Genomic DNA, 18,807 nt, shown 5'->3' on the forward strand with positions numbered 1-18,807 from the left:
TGACACGAGCCAGAGGACGGCCACTATCAGGACACTGACGAAGGAGCCGAGTACCCCCGAGCGGTGTCAAAACTCACCGACATTCTCCCCCTCAGTGAACAGGAACCGCTGCCAGGACTCATCGAGATGCGGTGTTCTATCTCATCAACAAAGCCAAGCGTCCTCCATGCCAGAGCTGATCCCGCGCTCTTGACCTGCCGCGCCCTCGCATGACCCAGGCCAGCGCATGAAGGCCAAGCGACTTCATGGATCGCGCCCGCTCGGGCCCAGGTGCGCCGTACGGTCGTTCCACGGATGGCGACCAGGCAGTGACGCCAGGTCAGGTGTGGGAGGGGATCCGAGGATGGTCAATGCCCGTACGTACCCGCTGTGGCGGGATCTCGCGATGAGCGAAGACCTCCCCAAGGAAGCCCTCAAGACGGTGATCGGGGCCTTGTGCGCCCCGGCGACGACGCCGCACGGCTTCGACGCCCAGGCCGACCGGTGGCGGGAAGAAGCCCTCATGGCCGTGCTGCCCGCACTGCTGGCCCGGACCTCTGCCAAGCGCCTGCGTGGCCAGCTCCTGGTGCACGCCGACGAGAAGACGCTGGCCGCCCTGGCGGCCGACGGCACCGTGACCGCCGCCGACGTGCCCGCCATCCTGCGGCACCGCCGGGCCTGGGCCGGGCTGATCTCCGCGCTGGCACGGCACCCCGCCCAGGTCGAGGCGGCCATCGCGCTCCTGCCCCACCTCCCCAGCCACGAAGTGGAGCAGGTCGTCCGGGACTGGGACCCCGACCGCTACACCCGCACCAAGGGCGCCACGCCGGCGCCACCCGTGCCGCAGGAACTGTTCGACGCCGTCCTGGAAGCCTGCCTCACCCCACTCGCCGCGTACCTGCTCCACCCGGAGCCCGAAGAAGGATGGGAGGCCGTGTCCGCGTTCTCGAAGGACTGGTCGCTGGACCTGGGCGGCCGCGCCGGCTGGGCGATGCTGGCCCGGTGCCCCCAGAGGTGGGCCCAGCTCACCGCGCACCCCGTGCTCGGGGCGGCTGTCCAGCACCTGCTGCTGGACCAGGCCGAGACGCAGGCCCTCGAGGACGCCCGGCTCCGCGCCGCCGACCCCGATGGCGAGGAACTCCCCGCCGACCCGGCTCCCGCTCTCAGCGAGGATCTGCTGCTCGCCTGCCTTCCGGCCTTGTGCCTGCCCGAACTGGCCGACCTGCCCAACCCGCAGGTGACCGCCCGCCGGACCCTGCACCACCTCGCAAACCGCGTCCACAACAACCCGCGCCTGGCCGAACTCGCCGCCGGCCAGCTGCACGCGGCCGCCGACGCTCTCGTCACCCGCGGCCAGCTGCTGAGCTGGTCCGACAAGCAGGAGGGTGACCACGAGTTCGACGGTCGTGTCCTCCGCCTCGCCCAGGACTTGGCCCTTCTGAGCGCCAACCCGGACCACCTTGCCGGGGCCTGTGCCCAGCTCGCCCGGCTGGATCAGCCGGCCGTCGTCTCCCCCACGCCGAGCCGGACCCTGATCCGCGTCATCGACAACGTCGATCCCGACCACGACCGCCCCGCCCGGCTCCTGGAACGCCACTCCGAGCACCGCCGGGTCCAGGCCCTGGCCACCCTCGCCGCTAACCCGCACGCCACGCACGCCGCCGTCGCGGACGTCCTGAACGGGTTGCACCCCGCCGAACTGGCCTGGATTGCCGAGAAGGCCACCGGCCCCGACTGGTTCCTGCCCGCGGCGGCCGCCGTCCCGGTACCCGAAGACGAGGACAACGGCGTGGTGCGGCTGCTGGACGACGACGAACTCGGCAAGCACCCCGACCCCGCGGCCGTCCTGCAGTCCTGGCTCGACTCCCCCGCCACCGGTGAAATCCTCTCCCGCTCCGAGGTCTACCGCGCCGTCGTGAAGTCCCGCTACCGCACCCTGGAGCACCTGCGCCAGATCCCCGCCGACGAGGTCCTCGCCCGCCACGAACCCGAAGTCGCCCTGAAAATCCTGCTGGACCACTGCGGGCGCAGCACCGAACGGTGGGAGGCCCTCGCCGCCGCCATGACCTTCGACTACAACGACGAGAAGATCACCTTCGGCCAGCTCCTCGACTCCCTGGACCCCACGCCTGCCCAGGCACACACGTCCTGACCGGGCCGCTTCACCAGCCGCACGCTCCGAAACAAGGACCGAGTTCACCTGCCTTCGCCCGTATGCCCAATACGGTGGCCTCGCCGCCAGCACCTGCCCGGCACGGCGGGAAGGAGCGGCGGGCATCGAAAGACACGGGACGGGAGGAAAGCCGGGATGACGCAGGCCGCAGTGAGCGAGCTGGACGAACGGGTGCCAGGGCGCCGTTGGACGGTGCGTCTGGACGCAGCCGGCCGGGGCAGTGCGGCGGTACGCATCTCCTGCAGCCGCCCCGCCTGCACCGACCAGCGTCATGCCGCCGCGGCCGCCGGCCGTGCGGCCGCCATCGCCCATCTCAAGGCCCATCTGCACGCCGCCCCCGCCCCGAGAGCCGGGGCGTACTGCGCGTGCAGGGCTGAGGGCTGCCACACCCACCTGCCCGACACCGGCCGCCACGCGCGTGCAGAACCCTGGCGGTGCGGCGGCCCCGTCGTCCTGGCCGTGATCACCGACCGGGAAGGCCGCTGGTGGCAAGCCATGGAGTGCTGCTCCCGGTGCGCGGCCGCCACCCCCGGAGCGAAGACCGCGGCCACCTCCCAGGCCCCCAAGGCCGCGGACCGCCCGGCCCCCGTCGCCACGGGCACGGACGTGCCGCAGTCCGACCACCAGGTCGCCGCCGGCCCGGTCCCGGCTCCCCGCTCGGCACCTGCGCGGCATCGCCCGCCACAAGCGAAGATCGCCCAGCGGGTCATCCCGCACGGCCTGCGGCCCGCCGCCTTGCGGAACGAACTCATCGAACTCGGTGACCTTTTCCGCGCCTACCAGCAGCGCGACGAGCCCGACCTGGCGCTGCTCGCCGACCTTCAGGAACGCAAGGCTCGGGCCTTCACCACCTGGGCTGACGTCAGCGGCATCGTGAGCCTGCGGCTGGAGGCCCGGCGCGCCGAGCAGGCCGCTGCCGCCGCCCGTCTCCAGCACCAACAGCGCACTGGCGGCATGAAGGATAGCGACGGACCGGCCGTATCGCGCCTGCTTACCGCACCAACACAGGGGGACCACGCGCGCTCTGTCCTCGCGCACGTGACCGACCACGCGCCGCTGCCCGGACCGCAGGCACGGCTGCTGGTGCTGATGCTGACCCTGCGCACCGCGCACACCGGCACCGGCAACCTCGTTGGCCAGGACCTCACCGCACTGGGCCTGACCGACCCGGAGGACCTGGTCAAGAAGCTGACCGGCTGCGGCTGGCTGGAACTTCCGGGCACCGCGGGCGACCTGCTCGACTCCCGGCCGGAGAACCCCACCCCGATCACCGTCCCCTCCCTGGCACCCCGCGAGGACGGGACGGGCCCCTTCACGTTCGGCAAGAAGATGCGGCCCAAACTCTCCGGATGGGCTCAGAAGGTCATCTCAGACAAGAAGCTCCGCAAGGCCAAGGCCACCGCCGGCACCCGGCTGCTCGCCCTGACGCTGGCCACCCAGACCAGCGCCTCCGGCCGCCTCGGTCCCGACGGCCACGGCATCGCCCTGGACGCCCTCATCGCCTGGGTCCCGGTCGATACCGGCGAATTGAAGCACCTGGTCGACCAGCTGACCGCAGCGGACTGGCTCACCGACGCCCACCTCACCGACACCCACCTCACCGGGCAGCTGACCGACCGCGTCCTCCCGCTCACCTGCCCCCTCCGGGCATGAGGCACAGCAGCCCCCGGGTGAGCCCGCGACGGAGTCATGTCCTGACCCGCCGCAGCATCGCCGGTCAGTCGACCAGCTCCTTGGGCCGCCCGCGGACAGCTTCTTTACGCCGTAAGGTAGGTGCCTGTGTCACATCCTCTTCTCGCAGGTCCCGGCGTTAGAGCGGCTGGTGGTGGACGCATCGGCATGGTGCCCGCTGGGAGAACTAGGCTTCTGGAATGGATGCGGGTGGTGTAGCGGGGAGGGTTCTTCCGGTGTCTCAGTTCCCGCCGGTGCGGGTAGCCGGTCGGGGGCGTGGCTGGTACCGAGGTGACTGCCATGTGCATTCGGTGTCCTCGAACGGCGGCGAGCTGACGGCGGCGCAGCTTGCGGCAGAGGCTCGTGCGGCGGGGCTTGATTTCCTTGCGACCACCGAGCACAACACTGCCGAGACGCACGGCTCCTGGAGCCAGCACGTCGGTGACGACTTGCTGGTGATCTTGGGTCAGGAGGTCGCCACGTGGACTGGGCACTGGCTCGCGTTGGGGGTGCGCCCAGGTCAGGTAGTTGACTGGCGCTACGGCGTGCGGGACAACGTGGTCGATCTGCATCTGGAGGAGGTTCACCGGGCCGGTGGGCTCTGCGTGGCGGCTCATCCGCACGCGCCCTACGCCTCGGGCACGCTCATGTACCCGTATCAGGGCTTCGACGTGGTGGAGGTGTGGAACGGGCAGTGGAGTTCGGATGTGCCGTGGCAGGCGGACAATGAGGCGGCCTTGGCGGAGTGGGGACGCGGTCTGGCTGCGGACATCTGCCAGGGACCTTGGCGGCCTGCGGTGGGGAACAGTGATGCTCACCTGGAGGACCAGATCGGCAGACCGCACACTGTCGTGCTGGCTGACGAGCTGAGTGTTGATGCGGTCCTCGCCGGTATTCGCGCCGGCCGCAGCTGGATCGCCGCTTCGGATGCCGTCGAGTTGTCATTCACGGTCTCTGCTGGTGATCACAGTGCTGGGATCGGTGAACGGTTGAAAACCGGCGATGAGCCGGCTGTGGTGCGGGTTGACGTATGCGGTGTGCCCGGCGGCACGGTCAGCCTCCACACCGAGAAGGGAAAGGTGTTCGCCGAGTCGTTGCCGGGCACAGGGTCGGGCACCGTGGAGTGGCTCGTGGGCGCCGAGGAGTCGGCGTTCATTCGCACCGAGGTTCGCGACGTGAACGGGCACATGGCAGCGTTCAGTAACCCGATCACCTTGGCCTGAACTGCGGACGGCTGAGCCTTCGTTCATCTACCGAAGGACTCTGGTGAGTGTTCGATCGGTCGTACGGTGCCTGCGGCCCAGTCGTCGCTTCGGGTGGAGCCGCCCGAAGCGACGAGCCCCTGAACTGCATCAACAGACCAATCGACTTGACGCGCAAGGACCTGACACAGGCCCTGCTAGTCGGCCTGCAGGACGAAGAACAGGAAGCACAGGAAGCGCGGCTCGGCCGCGATGGCCTCGGGGAACATCTCGCGGGCGGCGGGATCAGGCTCCGGCTCGCTGATGACCGTGATCCGGAAACCGGCCCCGGTGAAAGCCTCGACCATCGCGTGCAGCGGCCTGTTCCAGCGACTCACCAGGGCGGTATGGCCGCCTATGGTCCACCCTACGGTCCAGTTGGTGGTGTCGAAGTAGTTGCACTCAGCCTCGCGGCCGGCCTCACGGTGTATGAGGTTGATGGCAAAGGGATGGTCGACGGAAGCTATCAGCCGACCGCCGGGCTTGAGTATGCGTCGCAGCTCGGCCAGCGCCGGCCCCCAGTCCTCCAGGTAATGCAGCACCAGGGACGCGACCACATCGTCGAACGTGTCATCAGGGTAAGGAAGCGGGCTGCCCAGGTCCGTCACCTGCAGATCCGCACCGTCGCCGAGCCGCTGCCGGGCCAGCTCCAGCATCCCGGCACTCGCGTCGAAGCCACTCACAATGGCGCCACGGTCGCGCAGCGCGGCAAACAGGGACCCCGAGCCGCAGCCGGCGTCGAGGATCCGCCGGCCGGCCACGTCTCCAGCGAGGGCCAGCATCGCGGGCCGCTCGTAGTAGGCATTGACCAGTTTGGTTTCGTTTGCGGCCGCGTACGCCTCGGCGAAGCTGTCGTAGTCGTTGGCCTTCGACGGATCCACACTCACCGCGGACGGCGAGACCAGCCTGGTGGAAATCTCGTGCTCTTGGCGCTCGCTTGAGATCATGGTGCGGGAGACGTGTGCTGCAGCAGTTCGGTTCCTGGCCCCTCCCGGTCGCCCTCACAGCCCTGAAGATCCAACGAGCCGTTCGTTTAAGCGTCACGACCACCGTCATGTCATGTCGGCCTCAGGAACAGGCACTCATCTTGACGTTTATGGTCCGGCGTCGAACGCGACTCGAACTTGATCAGCGTTTTCGCAGTTCAGCGGACACGAAGGCGGCCTTCGTCTGATCCTTTGCTCCGTCACAGAGTGGATCAGCGCGAAGGCCGTGTCGTGAGTCTGGTGCATCAGGGTGTCCTTCGGGATGCGTTCGCGGAAGTGTCACGCTTCCGGACGGAGTTGTACGCGTGTCTGACCGCGCGGGGCGACGCGCTGTTCGAGTTGTGCGACGCGTTGCTGTGCACGGACGGGCCGGTGCGGACGCTGGTCGACCTGGCGCTGGCGCCGGAACACCGCCGTGGGCACGGGGCTCTCTCCGACTGCGCACCGACGTCGACCACCTCGTGCGCGCTGTCAACCAGCTGACCGTGGAGAACCGGCAACTGCGTGGTGCGCTGTCCCAACCCGGAGCCACCGTCGGGGCACTGCCGCTCCAGCCTCGCTCCGACCGGATCTCGTGATTGCGCGCGAGGGCCCGCTGGATCTCTCAAAGGCCGAAGATGTAGGGACGCGCGCCGGTCGCCGCCCTGATGAGAAACGAGGTCATGGAGTCCGGTGTCGGGGGCTCTCCCATGTGGAAGGCCCCTTCTGGGATCAGTTCCGTTTTGCGCTGGGCGCACCCGCACGCTGTTGCACAGCACGGCCACGCCAACAGCATCGGCAGAGCACGGAGTTCACTGCGGTGGCTGGGCCGCTATGCGCCTGTCGTCGAGCCGGGGCGGACAATCATCAGGACCACCACGATCAGCCAGGCGAGGGCGAACAGGCCGGTGATCATCGACAGGCGGGGCAGCTGGGCGATCAGCGACTCCGTGGCGTTCGGCGTGGGGTCGGGCCTGTCGAGTTGGGTGATCACGTTGTCCTGGGTGCCGAGCACCGCGATGCCCAGCAGGACGGCAGCCACCACTGTCAGAGCCATGGAAGTGATGAGCCAGGCGCTGCCCATCACGCCCATCACCTGGGCGGTGCCGACACCGACGGCCGGGACGGAGACGCCGGCCACGGCGTAGACCCGGCAGATCCGGTGCAGCAGCCGTACGGCACCGTTGGCCGACTGCTGCTCGGGTCCGTCGGCCAGTGCCTGGCGCGCGAAGCGCGGGAACAAGCTCGCTGCGATGGTGACCGGTCCGATGAGCAGGATCGCCCCCAACACGTGGACGCTGAGCAGGAGTTTGGCCATGCTGATGTCTCTCTTTCGCGCCTTCGCGCGCACGCTGACGCTAGGCGCCAGGCGGGCGGTTTCAGTCTGGCTTGGACGGGCCGGCGGCTGATCACGGCATCGTCCGGAGATCCGGGCGTCTGGAAATCCGGCCGTCATTTTGACCGGTGCTCGGTTCGTGGGCGGTGCCGGTGTTGATGCTTGAGCTGGTCAGCGATCAACACCGGCTGTTGGGGGGCGGTTGTACGGCCAGCAGTCCTGCGGGGGCCTCACACCGTCCCGTCGGCGTACTACGGCTCACGCATCAGCGGATGTCCGGGGACTGTGAACCTTCTGGCGGACGAACAGGGCCGCGGGCACGGCCATGGCAATCAGTACGACTCCGCCGATGAGGTTTCCCAGGTGCACGGCGTCGGTGAACGCCCTGGGTACCGTCGTTCCCACCGCGCGGGCCAGGGAAGCGGGGAGGTCTGCTCCGCCACTCCCATGGGACACGCCCTCCACGATCTTGTCCGCCTGCGGCGAGGGGATGTTCGCCTCGACGAGACGGTCGTGCAGGTTGCGGGGGAAGCGGCTGGTGACGATCGTTCCGAGCACGCTGGGGCCGAGCACCGTGCCCAGCTGGCGAGCCATGTTGACCGCTGCCGCCGCCATGCCCTCCTGCTGTGGCGGGACACTGTTGACCGCGGCAGCCGTTGACGGTGCTGTCAGCAGTCCCGCGCCGACGCCCGCGATGAGCAGTCCCGGCCACATCGCCCCATAGCCTCCCGAGGCGTCGGTCGCGAGCAGTGCGAGGGACCCGGCGCCGATCAGGACCAATCCCGCGGTGATCAGGGAGGTCAGGCCGACCCGGCGTACCAGCACCCGGGCGGCCACCACGGTGACCAGGAGGAACGTTCCGAACAGCGGCAGCAGGCGCACCCCGACGTCGAGAGGGCTGGTCTGTCCCACGCGTTCCATGTAGAGGACGCTGAGCAGGGCGACACCGACCAGTCCGAAGACGCTGATGGCGGCCACGCCCATCACGGCCGAGAAGGAGGCGCTCCGGAAGAGCCTCAGGTCCAGCATGGGGTCGGGGTTGCGGAGTTCCACGCGTACGAACAGGAACAGGGACAGAGCGAAGACCACGTACATGGTGATGATCGGTGCCTCGGTGTATCCCGTGGAGCCGCCCTGGATGATCGCGTAGGTGGCCGAGGCCGTCATCACGGTGCCGAGGACGAGACCCGCAAGGTCGGGCTTGCGGGTGGGGTGCTTGGACTCGGTCACGAAGACCGGGGCCAGAAGGAGGGCCGCGCCGGCGATGACGATGTTGGCGATGTAGACGGAGTGCCAGGAGAAGTGTTCGAGGAGGGCTCCGGCGAGGATCGGGCCGACGGCGAGGCCGATGCCGGAGCACGCGGCCCAGATGCCGATCGCGGAGGTGCGCTCGTGCGGGTCGGTGAACGTGGCGCTGACGATCGCTAGGCTGGTCGGCAGTACGGCCGCCCCGCCGAGACCCGCGATCGCCTGTGCGGCGATGAGCATGCCGGCGCTGCCGGCGAAGACGGCGAGCACGCTGCCGGCCAGGAAGACGGCGGCACCGACGCTGAACACTCGCCGCCGCCCCACGAGGTCGCCGAAGGTTCCGGCGGACATCACGAAGCTCACGACGGCGAGGCTGTACGCGCTGGTGATCCACACCAGGGTGCTCGCGGTGACGTGCAGGTCGGCCTGTATGTCGCCCAGGGCCGAGATGGTGGAGGTGACGTCGACGAAGGCCATCATGACGCCGAGGCAGACCACCAGGAGGCCGAGCCAGGGTGAGCGCCCGCTGCCGGGGCCGGCGGCGCGGGAGGTCTGAGCGGGAACGGACGCCGTCATCGGACCGCCACCGCCTTCTTCTGAGACACGCCCAGGGACACCACGCCCGCGACAGCCATGAGGGCCGCCGCGGCCAGCCATGCATGCCGGTACGTGTTCAGGGAGGCGCCACCGGAGGCGGTGCCGAGCACGGCGACCAGGATGCTGATGCCGACGACCGAGCCGATCTGCGTCGACATGGTCACGATGGCGCTGCCGGTGGCGGCCTCCTCCGGGCGCAATCCGACCGTCGCGGACGAGACGACGGTCGGGAGCGCCAGGCCGGCGCCGAACCCGAAGAGCAGCCAGCACGGGAGGACTCCGGACAGGTAGTTCGGGTCGTCGTGCAGCAGGAAGACGAAGAGCAGGATGCCGACGGAGGCGATCGCGCTGCCGACCGCCGCGACGACACCGGCCGGGATCCGGAACCGGCGCTGGAGGGTCTCGCTGATGGTGGCGGCCACCGCGAAGCCGATCGGGCCGGGAAGGCTGGCGCATCCGGTCTTGATGGCGGAGTAGTGCCAGTGGTTCTGCATCCAGAGGATCGACGACAGCAGGAGGCTGCCGAACGATGCCACTTGCAGCATGCCGGCCAGGTTCGCCGAGGCGAAGATCCGGTCGCGGAAGAGCGACAGGTCGACCACGGGCACCCGGTGCCGTGCCGAGCGGAACAGGAACGCCACCACTCCGACCACTGTCACGGCCAGGGACGTGACGACCCGGGTGTCCGACCAGCCCCAGTCGGGCGCCTTCACCACGCCGAGAGCGAGGGCGCCGACCACGACGATCAGCAGGACGCCGCCGAGCAGGTCGGGGATGCGGGCGTCCTGTTCGTGCCGGGCGTTGGTGATGAGCCGCGCGGCCAGCGCGATGGCGAGCAGTCCGAAGGGAATGTTCACCAGGAAGAGCCACCGCCAGGAAGCCTGGACCAGCAGCCCGCCGAAGATCGGTCCGCACACCCCGGACAGCGAGCCCGCGGTGAACCAGATCTTGACGTACCGCTCCACCTTGTCGGCGGGGGCGCTGGTCAGGACCAGGCCGAGGCTGGCGGGGGTCAGCAGGGCGGCGCCCACCGCCTGGAGGGCACGGAAGACGACCAGCACCCACACGTCGCCGGACAGTGCCGCGCCGAGGCTCGCCGCCACGAAGACGGCCATGCCGAGAAGGAAGCCGTTCTTGCGTCCGAAGCGGTCGGCGAGCCGCCCGGCAGGGACGAGAAGGGCGGCGAAGACGATCGCGTAGCCGTTGAGTACCCAGCTCAGGTCCGACAAAGAAGTCGAGCCCACGCCCTGTCCGATGTTCGGCAGGCCGACGTTGGTGATCCATACGTCGAGCTGGCCGAGGAAACTCGCCATGGCCAGCACCGCGAGGATGAGAGCCGGACGGGCGTTCGAGGAGCCTTCACTTCCTCTCTGCGTCAGTGGAGGAGCCATCTGATCTTGCGAAGACATGCGTCGTGTCCGTTCCGTGGGCTTCGAGGGGTGCCGAGAATGACTGACGGCACAGTTCTGGACTGACTCGCCAAGAACCCTACGAACTTCTGGAACGACATGTCAAGAATGCTCGAACGGCCCGCACCCGGGCGTGCTGTCAGGCGTGCGCCACCTCCGCCTTGTGACGGAAGACCGCCCGGTACTCCTGGGGAGACGTTCCGAGGTGCCGGTGGAAGGCGGCCCGCAGAGACGCCGGAGCGCCGAAGCCGGAGAGACGGCCGACCTGCTCGACGGGCACGGCGCTCGCCTCCAACAGTTCCCGCGCCCGGTCGATACGCGCGTCGGTCAGCCAGGCCATCGGCGTGGTGCCGGTCTCCTCGCGGAAGCGGCGGATCAAGGTCCGCCGGGACATGTGGGCGTACTCCGCCAGGTCGTCGACAGTCAGGGGGTCCGCGAGGTTGTCGAGCATCCACTCCCTCAGCGGGGCGAGCTCGTCCCCGCTGGCTTCGGGGCGGAACTGTTCGATGAACTGGGCCTGGCCTCCCCGTCGCCGTGGTGGCGCGACGAGGTCGCGCGCGCGGGTGTTCGCCGCCGCCGCGCCCAGGTCGGTACGGATCAGATGCAGGCACAGATCGATCCCCGCCGTCACGCCGGCGGACGTGAGGATGTCGCCGTCGTCGACGTAGAGCTGGTTCGGCAGGACGTCGACGCGCGGGTAGCACCGGCGCAGTTGCTCGGCGTGCCGCCAGTGTGTGGTGGCGGGGCGACCGTCGAGCAGTCCGGCCGCAGCGAGGGCGAAGACTCCGGTACAGATGGAGACGAGCCGGGCGCCCCGGGCGTGAGCCGCCCGCAGTGCTGCCAGGAGCTCCGGCGGATGGGGCATGTCGATGTCGTCGTAGCCCGGGACGATCACGGTGTCGGCGTCCTCCAGTGCTTCGAGGCCGGCCGCGACCGTGATCGCGAAGCCGGACACGGGCACGGTTCCGGGCCCGTCCTCGGCGCACACGGTCAGCTCGTAATGCGGGTCCGTCGAGAAGATCTGCGTCGCGGCGCCGAATTCGAGCGCGAGCACACCGGGCAGTACGAGCACGGCGACATGGTGTCTGTTCGTCATAGTGGCACGACAGTAGCGATGGTTGGCATCAGTGCCACTTTTCGTGCGACATCCGCTTTCGTAGCGTCACACCATGACCGACACTCCCCCCACCCTCTCGAACAGGCTGCACGACGGCGTACTCGCTGTTCCTTCCGGACCGCTGGTCCAGGCGAGCTTCGCCGCCGCCCGAGCCGCCGTGCATCCGTCCGTGCTGAACCACTGCATCCGCGGCTTCTACTGGTCCCGCCTGTTCGCCGCCCACAAGGGGGTTCTGAACGACACGGACTACGACGAAGAACTCCTCTTCGCCGCCAACGTGCTGCATGACCTGGGCACCGGGCCGGACGCACCGGGCCTGCTCCGGTTCGAGATCGAGAGCGCCGATCTCGCCGCCGCCCTGCTGACCGGTCTCGGCGCCCCGGCCGGGGACGTCGACAAGGTCTGGGAGGCCATCGCCCTGCACACCACTCCGCAGATCCCCGAACGCCTGGGGCTGCTGACCTACCTGACCTACGAGGGCATCTGGGTCGACTTCGGCAAGAACGCCGACCTCGTGGCCGAGGAGCAGAAGCAGATCCATGCCGCGTATCCGCGGCTGCGGATGGCCCACCACCTGGCCGAGCAAGTCCTCGCCCACGGCGCCCGCTCCGAGACGGCAGCGCCTCCCTACGCGCTCGCCTTCCACCTTGCGCAGGAACGCGCGGCCGACGGCGTCACCACCATGGAACGAGGCGTGGTCGGCGGGCCGTGGGGCGAGTAGCCGTACTTGAAACGTTCCCGGCTTCCCGGGAAAGCCGGGGAGCCAACCATGAGAATGAGAAGCGGAGTCAAGCAGTGTCTGATTTTGCGGAGTTCACGTTCCGAGCGCAGCCGGGTTTCGACGAAGCCGTAGCTCGGGAGATAGTCACCGGTTCGATTCCCGTCAGGACGATCGTCATGTACTGCTTCGACCCCCGGGCGGCCGGGGCCGCACAGGCGGTGGCCGATCACTTCGGCGACGAGGTCTACCCCGGTGAACTTCTCCTCAGTGAGACCGGCAGGAAGATCGGTTCCACGGCTACGGTGTTCCCTCTGATCGTCGGGGGCGGTCGCGCGGCGGACGCCCTACGCTCGATCACGGTCTCCCAACACCTCTTCGGAGTCGAGCGCGTTGTCGTCGTCCACCACTCCTTCTGCGGTGCCACCTCCTTCACCGCGGAGGGAATCACCTCCGCGTGGAAAGAAGAGCAGCACTCCGACATCTCGTCGTTGTACGACTGGGACGGCATCGCCATCACCGACTTCGAGAAGTCGCTCAACTACGACGTGAGCCTGATCCGCAACAGCCCGGGCACCCCGAAGCACGTGGAGATCTACGGCCTTTTCTACGACATCGATTCCGGCGAGCTGACCGAACTCGTCCGCGACGTTCCCGCCGAGGCCGCGTAGCAATCGGACGCTCAGGGCATGGCAGCGGGTACGTCGAGCGATATGACGGAGACGGCCAAGGCGAAGTGCCCGGTGGCGGCCAGGCACTTCGCCGCCGCTGCGCCCGGGGCGGACTGCCGCTGCACTTCGTGGAGCGCGAGCAGTCCGCAGAGCACGGCCGAATCGGCTGCCTCATCAAGGATCTGGTCCACGGTGAACTCACCTGTGCTCGCCAGCTCCTGGGCCCGTCTGACGGCCTGTGCCGGGGAGTCCGCCAGGTCGGCGAGGAAGTCGGCGCCGACGTCCGTCTGGGCCGGGTCCGCTTCCTTCTCGGTCGAGGCGCATCGCGCGGCGTCCCGGGCATGTGCCGCCTCCACCCGGGTACCGGCGGACCGGCAGAGGCCGACAAGCGGCCCGAGGTTCACAGCAACGTCGGGCCGTTCCGGCCGGGCCTCGGCGACCGGCCGGTACACCTCACCCGCCGCTTGTGCGCACTCCCCGATCAGTTCGGTGAGGGTGGCGAGCAGCCAGGCGTGCCGGCGAGGGCGTGCGGGCGGCTCCGCGCCGTTCGGTGCGGTCATCAGCGGAGCCTCAGCGCCTTCATGACCCGCAGGCTCAGGCTGATGAAAGCCGCGTACTGCTGATCGTCCATGCCCATCGCCGGAGCCAGCGGAAGGATCCGCTGCGTGGCGACGGTCTGTGGCTCCGTGTAGTTGAGGATGCCTTCGAGGCCGTGCCGGCGACCGAGCCCGGAGTCCTTCATGCCGCCCATCGGGGACCGGACGCTGCCATGGGCGGCCGTGTAGCCCTCGTTGATGTTCACGGTGCCGCTCTGCAGGCGGGTCGCGATGCGTTCGCCCCGCCGTGTGTCCTTCGTCCACACACTGGAGTTGAGGCCGTACGGCGTGGCGTTCACCTGCTCGATCGCCTCGTCCTCATCGGTGAAGCGGTACACCGACACGACCGGCCCGAACGTCTCCTCGGCATGGACGGCCATCGTGGGCTCCACGCCGTCCAGGACGGTGGGCTCGTAGAAGAAGGGGCCGATGTCAGGACGCTGCTTGCCGCCGGTGAGGACGGTGGCCCCCTCGGCGACGGCCTGGTCGACATGCCGGGACACCGTCTCCAGCTGGCGCCGGCCCGCCAGCGAACCCATGCCGACCCCGTAGTCCAGCGATGTGCCGAGGATGAGCGCTTTGGTGCGTTGGACGAATCGCTCCAGGAACGCGGGCGCGACCGACGAGTGGACGAAGATCCGCTCGGTCGACAGACACAACTGGCCGGCCGAGGAGAAGCTCGTGCGCACCGCACCCTCGGCCGCCTTGTCGATGTCCGCGCAGGTCCATCGCCTCGGCCTGCTTGTCCAAGAGGATGTCGTGAAATTTGAGCAGCACCGCCGCACGCCTGCGCACCGACAGCGAGGCCCACGCGCGCTGGGCCTCGCGGGCCCTGCCGAACGCCACCTCCACATCGTGCGGCGTCGCCTCGGGCAGCTCCACGATGATCTCACCCGTCATGGGGGTGCAACTCACGGTACGGCCGCTGCCCTCCACCCCTCGCGTGAGCCGAAACACCAGGTCAGAGGTGACCACGTCGGCCGCCGTCCGGCCACTGTGCGCGGCAACGGGGTTGTCGTCACCGGTAACGAGGTTGTTGATTCCGCCGTGCGAGGACATGCGTCTCATCCGTTCTGCGGGACTCGCGGGATGCCGTGAGCAACGGCCGCCAGGATTCTGGACCGCCCTGTCAGGAACCGTAGGAACTACTGGAACGGAATGTCAAGAATGGTCATGCGGCCCTGTACGCTGAGCGCCATGGGGCGCCCACCAGGATTCGACAAGGACAAGGTCGTACAGGCCGTCGAGCGACAGTTCCGCCGTACCGGATACGCCGGTACCAGCGTCGACGACATCGCCAAGGTCGGCGGCCTGGGCCGTGGCAGTCTCTACGCCGCCTTCGGCGACAAGAGCCAGCTGTATCTGCGGACGCTGGAGGCGTACTGCGACCGGACCGAGGCCGCGTGGGCTGCCGTGCTCGAAGGCCCTGACGACGCCGCGCTGGAACGGCTGCACGCCTACCTCGTGACGTCGGCGCGCATTGTGCACGACGACCCCGACGGGCTCGGTTGCATGGTGACCGGCTTCGTCGTCGAGGGGACCGACCACGACCCGCAGGCCGGTGCACGCGTCAGACAGGCCCTCGGGAGGATCGAGAGTTCGCTGACCGGGTGCGCGCAGGCCGCACAGCGTCATGGCGACCTCGATCCCGAGGCGGACACCCGGGAGATCAGTCACCTGCTCATGGCGGTGAACCGGGGCATGGAAGTACTGGCCAGGGCCGGATTCGACGTGGTCGCGCTGGAGCGCGTCGCCGATCAGGCATTCGGAGGGCTCCCGCTGACGGCACAGGCGCGGTCCCGGTCCCGGCAGGCGTCCCGCCCAGCCGTCTCCGACGTTTCCTGAGCCCCCCTGCCCGAAGGTCCGCAGTCCGCTCAGCGCTCTGCGGCGAATGACTCGACGTACGCCAGGGCCCCGTACAGCGCGTCGCGCAGCGGCGTGGAGTCGCCGGCCGCCTGGTCCAGCAGTGCTCCGCCCTGGAACGCGGCGGTGAGCAAGTGGGCGAGTGCGGCCGGGTCGGCCTCCGGCCGCAGTTCGCCGCGCTCGCGCATCATGCCCAGCCCGCGCCTGAACAGTTCCTGCCACCGCTCGAAGCCGTCGCCCACCGCATCCCGGTGGGAGGGCTCGGCCTTGACGACCTCGGCGGCCAGGGAGCCGAACGTGCACCCGCCGCGCACCATGTCCTGCGAGGCGATGTAGGAGTCGGCCCACCGTCGCAGGGCGGCGAAGCTGTCCAGTTCGCCCAGCTCGGGCACCTGGTGGCGGGCGACGATGCTGTCGGCCTGCCAGGCCAACACCGCGCGCACCAGGGACTCCTTGGTGGGAAAGTGGCGCGTCAGCTGTGAACCGCTGACCCCGGCCGCCTCGCGGATCTGCTCATTGTTGGTGTTCTGCGCGCCGTGCTCGTAGATCAGCTCGGCAGCCGCCCGGACGATGCGTTCGCGTGTGGCCAGGCCCTTGGCGGTCAGTTTCTGGCCCAGCGCTTCACTGGTGCTGGTCATAGTCCCCATCGTAACGCAAAAAAGGGCTTGACAGCCCATTTTGTGAGGTGTTCCCTGGAGGTGAATCAAAAAAGGGCTGCCAAGCCCATTCCTTTGGGAGGCGGACAGGATGTCCACACCGACTTCGGCGCAGGCGGCCGTGACGACACCGCGCACCGGCCGCGCGCCGCTCGTCGCCGAGGCGGGTCACCCGCGCCGCTGGAGCATCATGGCGGTGCTGGGGGCCGTCGCCTTCATGGCGCAGCTCGACTTCTTCGTCGTCAACGTCGCCCTCGACGGAATCGGGCAGTCCTTCCCCGGCACGAGCGTCGCGGGCGTGTCGTGGGTGCTGTCGGCCTACGCGATCGTCTTCGCCGCCGTGCTCGTGCCCGCGGGCCGGATCGCGGACCAGTGGGGCCGCAAGAAGATGCTGCTGTCCGGAGTGGCGCTCTTCACCCTCACCTCCGCCGTCGCGGCCTCAGCACCGAGTCTCGGCGTCCTGATCGCTGCCCGGGCTGTCCAGGCCGTCGGCTCGGCGATGATCGTGCCGACCTCGCTCGGCCTGCTCTACCCGAGCTTCCCCAAGCGCCAGCACACCCTGGTGGTCGGCCTGTGGGCGGGCGTGGGCGCGATCGCGGCGTCGGCGGGCCCGCCCGTCGGCGGTCTGCTCGTCACCCTCGACTGGCGGTGGATCTTCCTGATCAACGTCCCCGTCGGCATCGCCACCCTCCTCGCCGGCGCGCTGCTCCTGCCCGAGGTGCGCCAGCCCAAGGGCGCCGCCGTGCCGGACCTGGCTTCCACCCTCGCGCTGCTGCTGGCCGTGAGCCTGCTGGTGCTCGCCACCGTCCAGGGACCGGGGTGGGGCTGGACGGACATCCGCACCGTGGCCCTGTTCGCCGCAGCCGCCCTGGCCGCCGCCTCGACCATCGAACGCACCCTACGCGCCAAGGCACCGGTGATCGAGAAGCAGCTCTTCACCGGCAGGCCGTTCACCGCCGCCACCGTGGCCCTGTTCCTGTTCTCCGCCGGCTTCGCCATCGTCCTGCTCAGCACCGCGCTGTTCATGCAGGAGGTCTGGCACTTCAGCCCGCTGCGCGCAGGCGTCTCCATCGCCCCGGCCCCCCTGGCCTCGATCGCCTTCGCGATGAACGCCGGACCCATCCAGAGCCGCTTCGGACGCACCGCCCCCGCCCTGACCGGCGCCCTGGCCATGGCACTCGCCGCCGGCTACTGGCTCACAACCGTGCACACCACCCCCGCCTACTGGGGCGCCATGTTCCCGGGCCTGATCCTGGTCGGCCTGGCCGGCGGGCTCGCCTGGGCGCCGCTGTTCGCCGCGGCCGGCACCCTCGCACCCGAACGCGCCACCACCGGCAGCGCCGTACTCAACATGAGCCGGCAGATCGGCAGCGCCGTGGGCGTGGCCCTGCTCGTCGCCCTCACCCCCCAGGCCACGACCACCGGGTTCGACCACGCCTGGTCCGTTCAGGCCGGAGCCGGAATCGCCGCGGCCACCGCGCTGCTCGCCCTCCGGCCCCGCCGCACACCCTGACCACCGGGCCATGGGCCCCTCGGGCCAGGCCCGCAACCACGGCGTCCTGCCGGACGGGCATCGCACCGCCCCTCACCCATCTCGTGCGACACCCGCTCAATGGACTGACGCTGGAGTTCCCGCCAGCTCCCACTCAAGAACCAGCTCTTTCCAAAGAAACGGAGATCAACACCATGGAACGCAACCTGCTCGTGATCGGGGCCACCGGCAAGACCGGCGGGCACACCACCGAACTCCTGATCCGGCGCGGCCACCACGTCCGGACACTCGTCCGCCGCCTCGACGGCCGCGCCGAGCGGCTCGCCGCCCTCGGGGCGGAGGTCGCGGAAGGCGACGTTCTCGACCTCGACTCCCTGGCCCAGGCCACCGAGGGGATCGACGCCCTGTACTTCGCCTATCCGATCGCCCCCGGCCTGATGGACGCCACCGCGAACGTGGCCCAGGCGGCGGAGGAGAACGGGGTCCAGGCGATCGTGAACATGTCGCAGGTGTCCGCCCGCCGCCACACCGCCAGCAACGCGGCCCGTCAGCACTGGGTCGCCGAACGGGTCCTGGACCATTCCCCGGTCGCCGTCACCCACATCCGCCCGACCTTCTTCGCCCAGTGGCTGATCGACACCTGGGCCGACGGAACCGGCGAACTGCGCCTGCCGTTCGCCGACGGACGCCACGCCCCCATCGCGGAGAGCGACCAGGCCAAGGTGATCGCAGCCATCCTGGAAGACCCCGCCCCGCACGCCGGTCAGATCTACCCGCTGTACGGAGCGGAGGAGCTCAACCACTACGAGATCGCCGAGAAGATGTCGAAGACGCTGGGCCGCGAGGTCACCTACGTGCCCATCGAACTCGACGAGTTCGCCGCCATCCTGCACGGCCGCGGCGCACCGGACCACCTCGTCCAGCACCTGCTCGCCGTAGCCGTCGACTACCGCAACGGTGTCTTCGCCGGTACCAACGACCTGGTCAGGACGATCGGCGGGAACGACCCCCTCGACGTCGAGGGCTTCATCGCACAGAACCGCGCGGCCTTCGACCTCCCCACCGCCTGATCACG

General features: G+C 69.3%; 16 protein-coding genes and 1 pseudogene. 9 read left to right on the forward strand and 8 right to left on the reverse strand.

The window, feature by feature from the left end:
* Positions 1 to 385 precede the first annotated feature (385 nt).
* The 3 genes from ACZ7M2_RS47860 (at position 386) to ACZ7M2_RS47870 (ending at position 5,046) form a co-directional block, all read left to right on the forward strand.
* Positions 386 to 2,131 carry a hypothetical protein gene (locus tag ACZ7M2_RS47860; protein WP_471600626.1) on the forward strand — a complete coding sequence of 582 codons (1,746 nt, stop codon included), beginning with the start codon at positions 386 to 388 and terminating at the stop codon, positions 2,129 to 2,131.
* A 156-nt stretch (positions 2,132 to 2,287) separates the two neighbouring features.
* Positions 2,288 to 3,805, forward strand: coding sequence for a hypothetical protein (locus tag ACZ7M2_RS47865; RefSeq protein WP_471600627.1), 1,518 nt, complete (start codon positions 2,288 to 2,290; stop codon positions 3,803 to 3,805).
* 218 nt (positions 3,806 to 4,023) lie between these two features.
* The gene (locus tag ACZ7M2_RS47870; protein ID WP_471600628.1) at positions 4,024 to 5,046 is read left to right on the forward strand and encodes a CehA/McbA family metallohydrolase; all 1,023 of its coding nucleotides are present in this window, start codon (positions 4,024 to 4,026) and stop codon (positions 5,044 to 5,046) included.
* Between the two features lie 176 nt (positions 5,047 to 5,222).
* On the opposite strand, the gene ACZ7M2_RS47875 is transcribed toward ACZ7M2_RS47870, so the two are convergent.
* Entirely contained in the window at positions 5,223 to 6,011 is a 789-nt protein-coding gene (locus ACZ7M2_RS47875) for a class I SAM-dependent methyltransferase (protein ID WP_471600629.1), read from the reverse strand.
* Between the two features lie 270 nt (positions 6,012 to 6,281).
* Here ACZ7M2_RS47875 and ACZ7M2_RS47880 point away from each other — a divergent pair, with 270 nt between their 5' ends.
* Positions 6,282 to 6,533 (forward strand): transposase, encoded by a 252-nt coding sequence (locus ACZ7M2_RS47880; protein ID WP_471600630.1) that lies wholly within the window; start codon positions 6,282 to 6,284, stop codon positions 6,531 to 6,533.
* A 328-nt stretch (positions 6,534 to 6,861) separates the two neighbouring features.
* On the opposite strand, the gene ACZ7M2_RS47885 is transcribed toward ACZ7M2_RS47880, so the two are convergent.
* The 4 genes from ACZ7M2_RS47885 to ACZ7M2_RS47900 all read right to left on the reverse strand — a co-directional run bounded on the left by ACZ7M2_RS47885 (position 6,862) and on the right by ACZ7M2_RS47900 (position 11,715).
* Positions 6,862 to 7,347 (reverse strand): DUF2269 family protein, encoded by a 486-nt coding sequence (locus ACZ7M2_RS47885; RefSeq protein WP_471600631.1) that lies wholly within the window; start codon positions 7,345 to 7,347, stop codon positions 6,862 to 6,864.
* A 276-nt stretch (positions 7,348 to 7,623) separates the two neighbouring features.
* The gene (locus ACZ7M2_RS47890; RefSeq protein ID WP_471600632.1) at positions 7,624 to 9,189 is read right to left on the reverse strand and encodes an MFS transporter; all 1,566 of its coding nucleotides are present in this window, start codon (positions 9,187 to 9,189) and stop codon (positions 7,624 to 7,626) included.
* Positions 9,186 to 10,619: an MFS transporter gene (locus tag ACZ7M2_RS47895; RefSeq protein ID WP_471600633.1), complete on the reverse strand. Its 1,434-nt coding sequence runs from the start codon at positions 10,617 to 10,619 to the stop codon at positions 9,186 to 9,188. The genes ACZ7M2_RS47890 and ACZ7M2_RS47895 overlap by 4 nt, the downstream gene beginning before the upstream one ends.
* A gap of 139 nt (positions 10,620 to 10,758) precedes the next feature.
* Positions 10,759 to 11,715 (reverse strand): GlxA family transcriptional regulator, encoded by a 957-nt coding sequence (locus tag ACZ7M2_RS47900; protein ID WP_471600634.1) that lies wholly within the window; start codon positions 11,713 to 11,715, stop codon positions 10,759 to 10,761.
* A gap of 73 nt (positions 11,716 to 11,788) precedes the next feature.
* On the opposite strand from ACZ7M2_RS47900, the gene ACZ7M2_RS47905 reads away from it, so the two are divergent.
* Both ACZ7M2_RS47905 and ACZ7M2_RS47910 read left to right on the forward strand, forming a co-directional pair.
* A complete protein-coding gene (locus ACZ7M2_RS47905) occupies positions 11,789 to 12,457 on the forward strand; it encodes an HD domain-containing protein (protein WP_471600635.1) in 669 nt (222 codons plus the stop codon).
* Between the two features lie 74 nt (positions 12,458 to 12,531).
* A complete protein-coding gene (locus tag ACZ7M2_RS47910) occupies positions 12,532 to 13,125 on the forward strand; it encodes a carbonic anhydrase (RefSeq protein ID WP_471600636.1) in 594 nt (197 codons plus the stop codon).
* 11 nt (positions 13,126 to 13,136) lie between these two features.
* Here ACZ7M2_RS47910 and ACZ7M2_RS47915 read toward each other — a convergent pair whose 3' ends face one another.
* Together ACZ7M2_RS47915 and ACZ7M2_RS47920 are read right to left on the reverse strand one after the other, a co-directional pair.
* Positions 13,137 to 13,685 (reverse strand): hypothetical protein, encoded by a 549-nt coding sequence (locus ACZ7M2_RS47915; protein WP_471600637.1) that lies wholly within the window; start codon positions 13,683 to 13,685, stop codon positions 13,137 to 13,139.
* A pseudogene (locus ACZ7M2_RS47920) lies at positions 13,685 to 14,789 on the reverse strand (aldehyde dehydrogenase family protein). Before ACZ7M2_RS47920 ends, ACZ7M2_RS47915 begins: the two are co-directional and overlap by 1 nt.
* Positions 14,790 to 14,918: 129 nt before the next feature.
* Between ACZ7M2_RS47920 and ACZ7M2_RS47925 the strand changes: the two are divergent.
* Entirely contained in the window at positions 14,919 to 15,566 is a 648-nt protein-coding gene (locus ACZ7M2_RS47925; RefSeq protein WP_471600638.1) for a TetR/AcrR family transcriptional regulator, read from the forward strand.
* A gap of 29 nt (positions 15,567 to 15,595) precedes the next feature.
* On the opposite strand, the gene ACZ7M2_RS47930 is transcribed toward ACZ7M2_RS47925, so the two are convergent.
* Positions 15,596 to 16,222 carry a TetR/AcrR family transcriptional regulator gene (locus tag ACZ7M2_RS47930; protein WP_471600639.1) on the reverse strand — a complete coding sequence of 209 codons (627 nt, stop codon included), beginning with the start codon at positions 16,220 to 16,222 and terminating at the stop codon, positions 15,596 to 15,598.
* A 109-nt stretch (positions 16,223 to 16,331) separates the two neighbouring features.
* Here ACZ7M2_RS47930 and ACZ7M2_RS47935 point away from each other — a divergent pair, with 109 nt between their 5' ends.
* Both ACZ7M2_RS47935 and ACZ7M2_RS47940 read left to right on the forward strand, forming a co-directional pair.
* A complete protein-coding gene (locus ACZ7M2_RS47935; RefSeq protein WP_471600640.1) occupies positions 16,332 to 17,753 on the forward strand; it encodes an MFS transporter in 1,422 nt (473 codons plus the stop codon).
* Positions 17,754 to 17,926: 173 nt separating this feature from the next.
* Positions 17,927 to 18,802 (forward strand): NmrA family NAD(P)-binding protein, encoded by an 876-nt coding sequence (locus ACZ7M2_RS47940; RefSeq protein ID WP_471600641.1) that lies wholly within the window; start codon positions 17,927 to 17,929, stop codon positions 18,800 to 18,802.
* Positions 18,803 to 18,807 lie beyond the last annotated feature (5 nt).

The sequence above is a fragment of the Streptomyces sp. NPDC111507 genome (assembly GCF_055638955.1).

Bases quoted from the DNA above. Each gene is read 5' to 3' on its own strand.
- ACZ7M2_RS47860 (WP_471600626.1), top strand. From the start codon at position 386: ATGAGCGAAGACCTCCCCAAGGAAGCCCTCAAGACGGTGATCGGGGCC.
- ACZ7M2_RS47870 (WP_471600628.1), top strand. From the start codon at position 4,024: ATGGATGCGGGTGGTGTAGCGGGGAGGGTTCTTCCGGTGTCTCAGTTC.
- ACZ7M2_RS47935 (WP_471600640.1), top strand. From the start codon at position 16,332: ATGTCCACACCGACTTCGGCGCAGGCGGCCGTGACGACACCGCGCACC.
- ACZ7M2_RS47875 (WP_471600629.1), bottom strand. From the start codon at position 6,011: ATGATCTCAAGCGAGCGCCAAGAGCACGAGATTTCCACCAGGCTGGTC.
- ACZ7M2_RS47885 (WP_471600631.1), bottom strand. From the start codon at position 7,347: ATGGCCAAACTCCTGCTCAGCGTCCACGTGTTGGGGGCGATCCTGCTC.
- ACZ7M2_RS47890 (WP_471600632.1), bottom strand. From the start codon at position 9,189: ATGACGGCGTCCGTTCCCGCTCAGACCTCCCGCGCCGCCGGCCCCGGC.
- ACZ7M2_RS47900 (WP_471600634.1), bottom strand. From the start codon at position 11,715: ATGACGAACAGACACCATGTCGCCGTGCTCGTACTGCCCGGTGTGCTC.
- ACZ7M2_RS47925 (WP_471600638.1), top strand. From the start codon at position 14,919: ATGGGGCGCCCACCAGGATTCGACAAGGACAAGGTCGTACAGGCCGTC.
- ACZ7M2_RS47865 (WP_471600627.1), top strand. From the start codon at position 2,288: ATGACGCAGGCCGCAGTGAGCGAGCTGGACGAACGGGTGCCAGGGCGC.
- ACZ7M2_RS47940 (WP_471600641.1), top strand. From the start codon at position 17,927: ATGGAACGCAACCTGCTCGTGATCGGGGCCACCGGCAAGACCGGCGGG.
- ACZ7M2_RS47905 (WP_471600635.1), top strand. From the start codon at position 11,789: ATGACCGACACTCCCCCCACCCTCTCGAACAGGCTGCACGACGGCGTA.
- ACZ7M2_RS47930 (WP_471600639.1), bottom strand. From the start codon at position 16,222: ATGACCAGCACCAGTGAAGCGCTGGGCCAGAAACTGACCGCCAAGGGC.
- ACZ7M2_RS47915 (WP_471600637.1), bottom strand. From the start codon at position 13,685: ATGACCGCACCGAACGGCGCGGAGCCGCCCGCACGCCCTCGCCGGCAC.
- ACZ7M2_RS47895 (WP_471600633.1), bottom strand. From the start codon at position 10,619: ATGTCTTCGCAAGATCAGATGGCTCCTCCACTGACGCAGAGAGGAAGT.